Source organism: Pseudomonas sp. XP1 (genome assembly GCF_053557675.1).
In genome coordinates this window covers 1-10,860 of the sequence record NZ_JBNRIJ010000064.1, presented here as the reverse complement: position 1 = coordinate 10,860, position 10,860 = coordinate 1, and the positions used below count along the sequence as shown (strand labels likewise).

Here is a 10,860-nt window from a genome sequence, read left to right as displayed (position 1 = left end):
CGGCCTGGTCGCCGACGTTCAGCGGCAAGGCACCGAAGACACTGCCGGCGGAAACCCGCTGCAGGCCGTTGACGCGGATATCGGCGATCCTGAATGGGGAGGCCTGGGCCAGCGTGGCGTTCAGCAGCAGGACGGAGAGCAACAGGCGCGGGTAGTTCATCGAGGGTTCCAGACAAGCGGATTCGGAGGGAGCAAGCGCGGGCAACCCGCATGCAGCGGGCGATGAGGATACGGGCGGGCTGTGTTCGGCGCGGTTAGCCGAGGGTAAAGATGTGTAAAGTCCGACCGCCCGGCGGTGACAGTGCCGGCCGCCGGGGCGATCATTGCAACCCCTACAATCATGATTCCTGGCCCTGATGATCCCCGTGCTGCTGGTCGACGATGACCGCGAACTCACCGAAATGCTCTCTTTGTACCTGGCCCGCGAAGGGTTCCAGGCCACCGCCGTCGATACTGGCGAGGAGGGCGAAGCCCAGGCATTGACCGGCAACTATCAGGTGGTGGTGCTGGACGTGATGCTGCCGGGCATTTCGGGCATCGAAGTGCTTCGGCGCGTGCGTGCGCGCAGCCAGGTACCGGTGCTGTTGCTGACAGCCCGGGGCGACAACATCGACCGCATCGCCGGCCTGGAACTGGGCGCCGATGACTATGTGCCCAAGCCCAGCTCCCCCGGCGAACTGGTGGCGCGCCTGCGGGCGATCCTGCGCCGTGTTCAGCCACAGCCGATGGGTGACGGCATGGTGCCCGAGGCGCCCGAACAGGTGCGCAGCGGTGCCTTGAACATGTGGCCCGGTCGCCGCGAAGCGCGTTGGGGCGCTGCCACCCTCGAGCTGACCGGCTCCGAGTTCAGCCTGCTCGAAGCGTTGGCCCGCCAGGCCGGCCAGCTGGTCAGCAAGCAGGACCTGTCGCTCAATGCCCTGGGCCGGCCGCTGACCCGTTACGACCGGCGCATCGACGTGCACATCAGCAGCATCCGGCAAAAGCTCGGGCCGCGCGCCGATGGCAGCAGCTGGATCCAGAGCGTGCGCGGCATGGGCTACATGCTGATTGTCGAATGATGCGCCGGCGGCTGTTCTGGAAGCTGTTCCTGGCCTTCTGGCTGGCCAACACCCTGACCTTCCTGGTGGGCGCGGGCGCCTTCATGCTCAATGACCTGCGTGGTGATACCCCGGCGCTGCGTTCGCTGCTGGCCACCGAACTGCAGCTGTTGCAACGTTACGGCGAGCAGGCTGGCCGACAGTTGCTCGAGGTATTGCCGCAGCCGCCGGATGTGCAGGTGGGCCTTTACGATAGCCAGGGCAGGTTGCTGGCCGGCAGGGCGGTATCAGTGGCGCGGTTCGAGCAGGCGCTGAGCGACCGTGACGGCCGCCCGCTGGTGCTGCGCGCTTCGGTGGCCACGACCATTGGCGAGCCACCACGCCCGCGCGGCATGGGCCCGCTGTTTACCGGCACGCTGATGAGCGCGCTGTTCGCCTTGCTGTGCAGCCTGTACCTGACCCGCCCGCTGGCCTGGCTGCGCGAAGCCATGGGCCAGGTCGCCCAGGGCCGTTTCGAGGTGCGGGTCAAGCCCAGGCTGGGCAAGCGCCGCGACGAAATCGTCGAACTGGCCGAAGACTGCGACCGCATGGCCGGTCAGCTCAAGGCGTTGGTGCAGGCGCAGCAGAATCTGCTGCACGATATTTCCCACGAACTGCGCTCGCCGCTGACCCGCATGCATGCCGCCATCGGCCTGATGCGCCAGCAACCGGACCGGCTGGACATGCTTGAACGGGTGGAGCGCGAGTCGCGCCGCATGGACGACCTGATCGAGCAGTTGCTGACCCTGGCCCGCGCCCAGTCCCGGCAGGGGGACGACTTCGCCAGCCTCGATGTGGTCGAACTGCTGGCGCAAATCGTCGAAGACGCCCGCTTCGAGGCTGGCATGAAACAGTGCCAGGTTTGCTTGCAGGCCCAGGGCACGTTCATCACTCATGGGCATGAAGAACTGCTGTACCGGGCGTTCGAGAACATCATCCGTAATGCCGTGCGCTACACCGCAGCGGGTACCGAGGTGTTGGTCGAGGCCGCGCTGGCACCGGGCGGGCAATGGTTGCAGGTCAGCGTCAGCGACCATGGCCCGGGCGTCGAGCCGGCGCGCCTGCAGCGCATCTTCGAGCCATTCGACCGCGGCACCGACAATGACGGTGACGGCTTTGGCCTGGGCCTGGCGATTGCCCAGCGGGCCGTTGCCTTGCACGGCGGCAGCATCACCGCATTGGCTGCCGCGAGTGGCGGGTTGCGGGTGCGCATCGAGCTGCCGCAGGCAAACCCTGGCTGAGCAAGGCCGCTCCCCCAGGTACAGCGACAACCTCGAGAGCAACGCTGTACCTGTGAGAGCTGGCTTGCCGGCGATGGGCTGCATGGCAGCCCCGTTCAAGCTATCTGTCAGGCCTCAACCTTAGTGCCCACCCTTCATCCGCCGTGCCACCAGGTAGATCCCCAGCCCGACCAGCGCCGTAGTCGCGCCGATGTAACCGGTGCTGGTCCAGCCCATGCCTGCGGTAATCGCCATGCCACCCAGCCACGGCCCCAGCGCATTGGCCAGGTTGAACGCCGCATGGTTCGACGCCGCCGCCAGGCTTGGCGCTTCATGGGCAATGTCCATCAGGCGAATCTGCAACGGCGCCGCAAGGGCGATCATGGTGCCGACCAGGCCAATGCCCAGCAGCAGGCTCCACAGCGCCTGCGCGGCAAAGCTGAAGAACAGCAGCACGGCAATCGACCACACCAGTACCAGCCCGACGGCGCGGAACTGCAGGCGGTCGAACAGCTTGCCACCGGCGATGTTGCCGACGATGCCACCGAAGCCGAACGCCGCCAGGCCGAACGGAATCCACTGCGGTGACACCTGGGTTACCTGCAACATGGTCGGCGCAAGGTAGCTGAACACACAGAACATGCCGGAAAAGCCGATCGAGGCGATGCCCAGTGCCATCCACACTTGCGGCAATGTGAATGCTTGCAGTTCCTTGCGCGGGTCGCTGCGTACTTCATCGTGACGCTGGGGCACGATGTGCCAGACCAGAGCGATGGTGCTCACGGCGATCGCGCCGACCAGCACGAACGCCGAGCGCCAGCCGAAGTACTGGCCCAGCAGGGTGGCAACCGGGTTGCCGAGCAACATGGCCAGGGTCAGCCCCATCATCACCCGGGCCACGGCTCCCGCCCGCTGGTCCTTGGCCACCATGCTCGAGGCCACCACCGCCGCGATGCCGAAGTAGGCGCCATGGGGCAGGCCGCTGATGAAACGGAAGGCGACCAGGCCGCCGAACGAGGGGGCGAAGGCGGTAGCCAGGTTGCCAAGGGCGTACAGCGCCATCAACAACAGCAGCATGTGCTTGCGCAACAGCCGAGCGCCGAGGATCGCCAGCGTGGGGGCGCCAACCATCACCCCCAGCGCATAGGCGCTGATGGCATGGCCCACCTGGGGCTCGCTCAATTGCAAGTTGCTGGCGATATCGGGCATCAGGCCCATGATGGCGAACTCGCCGGTGCCAATGGCAAAGCTGCCCAGCGCCATGGCGGCTTCCATTTTCGCGACGGTACTTTTACCAGGGAGAGGGGGTAGTTCCTGAACTGACATCTGGGTCCTTGTTGAAACATGCTGAAACGTTCAAGGCGGGATCATAGTCAATCCGTGCCGGTGACGTCGAGGAAGGTGGCCGGCTTCCTCGTACTCTTACGTCTGGCGGGGGCACATGTGGGAGCGGGCATGCCCGCGAAGAGTCCCGCACGGATGGCACCGGCTGCGCCGGTGTTCGCGGGCACGCCCGCTCCCACAAGGCCTTGGAAAAGCCTGGGAGGGGGTTACAACGTCAGCTTCTTGCTGAACTTGGTCTCCATGACAATGTGCGACGCCGTATGCGTCACGCCCTTGATCATGTTGATACGGGTCAGCTCGGCATTCAGTTCGCCCAAGGTATGGGTGGTCAGGTGGATGATGAAGTCCATTTCGCCCGACACCGCGTACACCGCCTGCACCGACTCCATCTTGCGCAAGGTGGTCATCACGTCGGTGTAGCTCTTGTTGCTGCAGGAGGTCATGGTGAAGCAGTTGATCACCTGCTGCAGCTTGTCCTGGTCGATGCGCACGCTGTAGCCGGTGATCACACCGGCGTTCTCCAGGCGGTTGATGCGCTCCTGCACCGCCGAGCGCGACACACCCAGCTTGCGTGCCAGCGAGGCGGTGGGCTCACGGGCGTTGGCCTGCAGCAGCGCCAGCAACTGGCGGTCCTTTTCGGTAAGTTTGAACAGCGCGCCGGGGGGGAGGGCGTCCATGGCGACTCCTGGTAGTCGTTCTAGTTGTTGTATTGCGAGCGTGCTTCCTGAAACCGGTCCATCAGCTTCAGCCCGGTATACACCGCTTGTGCCGCAGCAGGCCCGAACGGCCCGCCGTTCCATTCCAGGCCATAGGCATCGAACAGGCGATAACGGTCGGTTTCGCCGCACACCGCCTCGGCGACCACCCTGGCGCCCACGGGTGCGGTGTTCATACCATGCCCCCCAAACGAAGTACAGGCCCACAACCCGGGGCCCAGAGGGCCGATGTGCGGCATCTTGTGGCGGGCGTAGCCCATCAGCCCGGACCAGGCCTTGGCGATTTTCAAGCCCTGCAACTGCGGATATACGCTGAGAATGTCACGGGTCAGCAACTGCCCGAGCCGTTGTTCGTCCTGCAGATTGCGGGTGGTGATATGGCCACCCCAAAGCAGGCGATCACCCTCGACGATACGGTAGTAGTCCGAGGCGCGGCGGTTGTCGCCGACGGCATCCGTGGTACGTACCACGTCATTCAGGCGTTCACCCAGGTGTTCGGTGAGTACCACGTAAGTGGCGATAGGCAGGAAAGCTCGGCGCAGTCGGCCGAACTCGGCGCCGCCGTAACCGCCGCAGCAGTACACCACGTCGGCACAGGTGACCGCGCCGTGGGCAGTGGTCACGCGGTGATGCCCGGCCTCGCGTGCTACCCGCAGCATGGGCGATTGCTCGTGGACGCGGCCGCCGGCAAGCTCGACCAGCTCGGCAAGGCCCAGGCAGTAGTTCAGCGGGTGAAAATGAAAACCATGGCTGTCGCGCAGCCCCTGGTAGTAGCGGTCGGTGTTCAGGTGGCTGCGTAGCGTAGGAGTATCCAGGTATTCCATCTCGAAACCGAAATCACGGGCCATGCGGTCGCGGGTGCGCTGCAGGTTGTCGGCGTCGTCGTAGCGCACCACGCTGAGTTTGCCGGTGGTCGCGGCACAGCCTGGCAACTGGTGGCGGGCGATGGTGTCGCGGACGATATCGACGCCCTCCAGTGACAGCCGGAACAATGCAGCCGCTGTCTGCTTGCCGCAGCGCCGTTCGATGGCCGACAGCCCCTCGGACCAGCCCTGCAGCACGAAGCCGCCATTGCGCCCTGAGGCACCCCAGGCAACTCGAGCGGCTTCCAGCAATACCACCGAGCGCCCGCGCGCCAGCAGTTCCAGGGCTACGCTCAGGCCCGCCAGGCCACCGCCGATGATGCACACATCGGCTCGGGTTTCGCCGGCCAAAGCCGGGCGTTGTGGGGCTGGACGCATGGTTCCGGTGTAGTAGTTGTTGCTGTAGCTGAACATCGGCTGGGTCATCCTTTTACTGGGCGTTGCATGTTCCACGGGCACGCGGGGGCCGCACGCCCTTCAGCTGAAGGGCGTTGGTCTGTGGGTGATGGGGTTACTGCACTTGCGTGAGGTCGGCGCCGTACCACTTCTCGGACAGCTGCTTCAACGTACCGTCGGCCTTCATGCTGTCGACGGCCTTGGCCAGTTCGGCATTGAAGGCGTCGTCGCCCTTGTCGGTGGCGATGGCCAGCGGTTCGTAGTAGGCGGGCTTGCCCTGCACCGGCGCAATCGGGTAACCGGCCTTGATCGCACCCATGATGGTCGGCAGCGGCGACAGTGCGGCATCCAGGCGCGTGCCGTTGCCCATGCGCAGGTCATCCAGCGGGCCCATGCTGTCGCCGTAGGTCTGCACATCGCCAGGCTCCACGGTGTAGCTGAACGCAGGTACGTCCGCCGCGTCGATCTTCAGCCGGCGGTTGATGTAGTCCTCGGAGGTAGTGCCGGCCTCGACGCCGATGGTCTTGCCGTTGAGGTCGGCAGCGCTGGCGCCGGCGGCATCCTTGTGCACGGCGAACATGTAGGGGGTGTAATAGTAGATGGCCGGGAAGTCGAGTACGCGGCCACGCTCGGTGGTAGGCGTCATCGACCCGACCGACAGGTCCCAGCGGCTGGCCCAGCGCCCGGCAGTGATGATGCCGTACTCGGGGGTGACAAAGGCTACGGTGGTGCCCATGCGCTTGCCGATTTCGTTGGCAACATCGATATCGAAGCCCTTGAGGGTGTTGTCCTCGCCAAGGAACGACTGCGGTGGCCAGTTGGCGGCGGTGGCCACTTTCATGACCTTGCTCTGGTGGATGCGATCCAGGGTGGCGCCCGCCCAGGCGGCACCGGTCATCAGGGCCAGGCTACCGGCGACGGCGGTGAGTGCGAACAAGCGTGCAAGTGGGTTCATTCGATAAGTCTCCGGGTATGCAATTGTTGTTGTGGTGTTGGCACAGCGGTAGACACAGGCCTCAGTGGCTGAGAATCTGCGAAAGGAACTCCCTGGCGCGGGCATGGCGCGGGTTGTCGAAGAAGTCGTTGGGCCGGGCCTGCTCGATGACCTGGCCCTGGTCCATGAAGATGATGCGGTCGGCAACCCGTCGGGCGAAGCCCATTTCGTGGGTGACACAGAGCATGGTGATGCCATCCTGGGCCAGCTCACCCATCACATCGAGCACTTCCTTGACCATCTCCGGGTCCAGTGCCGAAGTGGGTTCGTCGAACAGCATGATCCGCGGCTTCATGCACAACGCGCGAGCAATGGCTACCCGCTGTTGCTGGCCACCGGAAAGCTGACCGGGGAACTTGTCGGCCTGGCTGGCGATGCGAACCCGCTCCAGGTACTCCAGGGCCAGGGCGCGGGCCTGGGCCTCGCTGAGCTTGCTGACCAGGCGCGGCCCGAGCATCAGGTTTTCCAGCACGGTCAGGTGCGGGAACAGGTTGAACTGCTGGAACACCATGCCGACCTGGCGGCGAATGGCGGCCACGCTGGCGGCATCACGACCCAGCGGGTTGCCGGCGATCAGCACCTGGCCTTTCTGAAAGTCCTCCAGCAGGTTCAGGCAGCGAATCAGCGTGGACTTGCCCGAGCCTGACGGGCCGCAGACCACCACGATCTCGCCGCTGGCTATTTCCAGATCGATACCCTTGAGTACGTGAAACTCGCCGTACCATTTCTGCAGACCGCGGATCGACACGGCGGCCTGGGCGGCAGCGGGGGTGACTACTTGATTCATCGTGATGCTCCTCGATCAGCGGTGGGCGCGGTCGAAACGTTTTTCCAGGCGCGACTGCACGGTTTCGAGCAGGATCGACAGCACCCAGTACAGGACGGCGGCGGTAATCAGCATTTCCAGGTGGCGGAACTCCGCGCGGCCCTGGGTGCGGGCCAGGAACATCAATTCCCACACGCCGATCACCGACACCAGCGAGCTGTCCTTGAGCATGGAGATGAACTGGTTGCCGGTGGGCGGGATGATCAGGCGCATCGACTGCGGCAGGATCACCCGGGTCATCGCCTGGAAGGGTGTCAGGCCAATCGCTCGCGAGGCTTCCCACTGCCCGCGCGGGATGCTGCTGATGCCGGCGCGGAAAATTTCCGTCATGTAGGCGCCATAGCACAGCGACAGGGCCAGGATGCCCGCCGGCACTGCACCGACCACATAGCCGAGTTGGGGGATGCCGAGATAGATCAGGTAGATCTGGATCAGCAGCGGTACACCGCGGAAGAACGAGGTATAGAAACTGGCGATGGCGATGGCGAAGCCGTTGGACGACAAGCGTGCAGTGGCACCCATCAGGGCCAGGACGAAGGCGATGGCGATCGAGATCGTGGACACGTAGACGGTGGTGAACACCCCTTGGGTGATCATGAAGCCGACCTTGCTGGCAATGAAGCTGTAGGACAGGTCGAAGGTGTCGAAGAACAGCAGGAACAGCAGCAACAGTTCGAACCAGACGGTGATCACCTGGGCCCGTAGCGCAAAGCGGCCGAGGATGAACAGATTCAGTACCAGGGTGATGGCCAAGGTCCCGGCCACGGCCATGTTGCGCAGTAGCGGTGCCTGCAGGTCGAGCACGATCGGGCCCATCAGCCGGGCCAGGCTACCGTCGCCCACGCCGTAGAGCAGGGCGAGTGCAAAGATTACGGTGGTGGCCAGGGCCATGAACGCAGGGTTGTCGGTCGCACGCGGTTTGACGATGTGGTCTCTGTACATGGGGTCGTGCCTCACGGAGCTGGGCTCGTTTGTTGTTGTGAGGCCATTGTAGGGAGGCGAAGCGCATGCAAGAACCTGACGAATTGCAACGATTTACAGGTTTGTATTGGCATTTGGTGGGAGCATTACCTGACATTTGCTGCCTGCCCCCGTTAAATCGTCTGCCACCGGTTGCGCGGGTATTCGCGGCTAAAGCCGCTCCCACAGGGATCACTGCAGGCTTGCGGTATGCACTCCCCCTGTGGGAGTGGCTTTAGCCGCGAAGAAGGCCGGCACAGGCTGGCTTCAACGCTCCAGGTAATGGGTCTGCGCGGCAAAATCGATGAAGCGCTTGCTGGCCAGCGACAGGTATTCCCCCGAGCGCCAACACAAGCGGAAGCTCATCTGCTGCGCTGGCTGGAACGGTACGCCGACGATGCCCGGCGTGCGCTGTTGCACCGAGCGCAGCAGGGTCGCCACGCCCATGTTGTCCAGCGCGGCCTGCACCACCAGCGACACGAAGTTGCTCTGCAGCGCTACCTGGTAAGTGATGCCATGTTCGGCGAAGAACGCGTCCAGCAGGTGGCGCTGCACGAAGGTGCGGTCGAATACCACCATGTCGGTATTGCGCAGGTCCTCGGCCGTGAGAAAGGCCTTGCGGGCATAGGGATGGTCAGGGTGCATGCACGCCAGCATCTCGTCGCTGCCCAGCAGGATCGATTCCTTGTCGGGCGGCACGCGCCTGGACTCCAGCAACGCCAGGTCGATTTCCCGTTGTTCCAGGCGATGGCCGATGTCCTCGGCACTGCCTTCGAACACGGTCATGGCAATACCCGGGTACAGCTTGCGGAAGGCGTTCATCAACCCGGGTACATAGTGCAGGCCGAACATTGGCGGGATACCCAGGCGCACTTCGCCGCGCTTCAGGTCGGCCATGTCGCGCAGTTCTTGCCGGGCAACATCCATTTCGCGCAGTGCCGATTCGATACGTGGCAGAAACCGTTCGCCCTCGGCCGTCAGGAGGACTTTGCGCGTGGTGCGGTTGAACAGGGTCACGCCCAGTTCTTCTTCAAGACGGGTAACGGCCATGCTCAGTGCCGGCTGGGCGATATGCAGGTGCTGCGCGGCTTTGGTGAAGCTGCCTTGGCGGACGATTTCGACGCAGCAGCGCAATGCCTTGAGGTTCATGGAGGGGGTTTACCGTTCATAACAAACTGTGATGCCAAGCATCATAACAATATATTTATTATTATTAACCAGAGGGCCTACGATGCGCGCCACTGAGACATCCTGCAACATCTCAGTCACGCAGCTTAATAAATCTGCAATCCCACAAAGATTTTGAGGTAGTACCCCAAATGGCCAAGGCCGCCGATGTCGTTGTGCAATGCCTGGAAAACGAAGGTGTCGAGTATGTGTTCGGCATTCCCGGTGAGGAAAACCTCGACCTGCTCGAATCCCTGCGCAAGTCGAAGATCAAGCTGGTACTGACCCGTCACGAGCAGTCCGCAGGTTTCATGGCTGCCACCTATGGCCGCCTGACCGGCAAGACCGGCGTCAGCCTGTCGACCCTCGGCCCTGGCGCCACCAACCTGGTCACCGCCAGCGCCTACGCCTACCTGGGCGGCATGCCGATGATGATGATCACCGGCCAGAAGCCGATCAAGAAGTCCAAGCAGGGTCGCTTCCAGATCATCGACGTGTGCGGCATGATGGACCCCATCACCAAGTACACCCACCAGTTCGCTTCCGCCGACAACATCCCGTCGCGCATGCGCGAAGCCTTCCGCCTGGCCGAAGAAGAAAAGCCGGGTGCCGTGCACCTGGAGCTGCCAGAAGACATCGCCGCCGAGCAGACCGACGCACTGCCTATCCCGCCAAGCCTGCACCGCCGCCCGCTGGCCGAGCACGTGGCGATCGACGCTGCCGTGCAAAAGTTGCTGAACGCCCGCAACCCGATCCTGGTGATCGGCGCCGGCGCCAACCGCAAGATGACCGCCAAGGTCCTCAAGCAACTGATCGACAAGACCGGCATCCCGTTCATCACCACCCAGATGGGCAAAGGTGTGGTCGACGAGCGTCACCCACGCTTCCTTGGCAACGCCGCACTGTCGTCGGGTGACTTCGTGCACCGCGCCGTCGAAGCCGCCGACCTGATCGTCAACATCGGCCACGACGTGATCGAAAAGCCGCCGTTCTTCATGGTCCGTGGCGGCACCGAAGTCATCCACATCAACTTCCGCTCTGCCGAAGTCGATGCCGTGTACTTCCCGCAGGTGGAAGTGATCGGCGACATCGCCAACGCCGTGTGGCAGATCAGCGAAGCGCTGAACGACACTTCGCACTGGGACTTCACCCGCCTGATGGCGATCCGTGAAGCCAACGAAGCACAGATCGCCGAAGGTGCCGACGATAACCGCTTCCCGGTCTACCCGCAGCGCATGGTCGCCGACATCCGTCGCGTGCTGCCGTCCGAAGGCATCGTTGCCCTGGACAACGGCATC

At 63.8% G+C, this 10,860-nt stretch carries 10 protein-coding genes and 1 pseudogene; 3 read left to right on the top strand and 8 right to left on the bottom strand.

What is annotated here, in order from left to right; translation table 11 throughout:
• Positions 1-160: pseudogene (locus tag ACK1U9_RS25455) on the bottom strand (hypothetical protein); the annotation flags it as partial.
• 196 nt (positions 161-356) lie between these two features.
• Between ACK1U9_RS25455 and ACK1U9_RS25450 the strand changes: the two are divergent.
• Both ACK1U9_RS25450 and ACK1U9_RS25445 read left to right on the top strand, forming a co-directional pair.
• Positions 357-1,058: a response regulator transcription factor gene (locus ACK1U9_RS25450; RefSeq protein ID WP_046614105.1), complete on the top strand. Its 702-nt coding sequence runs from the start codon at positions 357-359 to the stop codon at positions 1,056-1,058.
• Positions 1,055-2,317 carry a HAMP domain-containing sensor histidine kinase gene (locus ACK1U9_RS25445; RefSeq protein ID WP_085600947.1) on the top strand — a complete coding sequence of 421 codons (1,263 nt, stop codon included), beginning with the start codon at positions 1,055-1,057 and terminating at the stop codon, positions 2,315-2,317. The genes ACK1U9_RS25450 and ACK1U9_RS25445 overlap by 4 nt, the downstream gene beginning before the upstream one ends.
• A 120-nt stretch (positions 2,318-2,437) precedes the next feature.
• Here ACK1U9_RS25445 and ACK1U9_RS25440 read toward each other — a convergent pair whose 3' ends face one another.
• The 7 genes from ACK1U9_RS25440 to ACK1U9_RS25410 all read right to left on the bottom strand — a co-directional run bounded on the left by ACK1U9_RS25440 (position 2,438) and on the right by ACK1U9_RS25410 (position 9,544).
• Positions 2,438-3,622 carry an MFS transporter gene (locus ACK1U9_RS25440; protein ID WP_108481169.1) on the bottom strand — a complete coding sequence of 395 codons (1,185 nt, stop codon included), beginning with the start codon at positions 3,620-3,622 and terminating at the stop codon, positions 2,438-2,440.
• Between the two features lie 224 nt (positions 3,623-3,846).
• Positions 3,847-4,317 (bottom strand): Lrp/AsnC family transcriptional regulator, encoded by a 471-nt coding sequence (locus tag ACK1U9_RS25435; protein ID WP_046614108.1) that lies wholly within the window; start codon positions 4,315-4,317, stop codon positions 3,847-3,849.
• Between the two features lie 20 nt (positions 4,318-4,337).
• A complete protein-coding gene (locus tag ACK1U9_RS25430; RefSeq protein ID WP_108481171.1) occupies positions 4,338-5,633 on the bottom strand; it encodes an NAD(P)/FAD-dependent oxidoreductase in 1,296 nt (431 codons plus the stop codon).
• A 97-nt stretch (positions 5,634-5,730) separates the two neighbouring features.
• The gene (locus ACK1U9_RS25425) at positions 5,731-6,570 is read right to left on the bottom strand and encodes an ABC transporter substrate-binding protein (RefSeq protein WP_046614110.1); all 840 of its coding nucleotides are present in this window, start codon (positions 6,568-6,570) and stop codon (positions 5,731-5,733) included.
• A 61-nt stretch (positions 6,571-6,631) separates the two neighbouring features.
• On the bottom strand, positions 6,632-7,396 hold the full coding sequence (locus ACK1U9_RS25420) for an amino acid ABC transporter ATP-binding protein (protein WP_108481172.1): 765 nt from the start codon (positions 7,394-7,396) through the stop codon (positions 6,632-6,634).
• Between the two features lie 15 nt (positions 7,397-7,411).
• Positions 7,412-8,377, bottom strand: a complete 966-nt coding sequence (locus ACK1U9_RS25415; RefSeq protein WP_085600943.1) for an amino acid ABC transporter permease — start codon at positions 8,375-8,377, stop codon at positions 7,412-7,414.
• 285 nt (positions 8,378-8,662) lie between these two features.
• Positions 8,663-9,544 carry a LysR family transcriptional regulator gene (locus ACK1U9_RS25410; protein ID WP_046614113.1) on the bottom strand — a complete coding sequence of 294 codons (882 nt, stop codon included), beginning with the start codon at positions 9,542-9,544 and terminating at the stop codon, positions 8,663-8,665.
• Between the two features lie 170 nt (positions 9,545-9,714).
• On the opposite strand from ACK1U9_RS25410, the gene ACK1U9_RS25405 reads away from it, so the two are divergent.
• Positions 9,715-10,860, top strand: a 1,146-nt coding sequence (locus ACK1U9_RS25405) for an acetolactate synthase large subunit (protein ID WP_449110267.1), incomplete at its 3' end; no start/stop codon positions are given.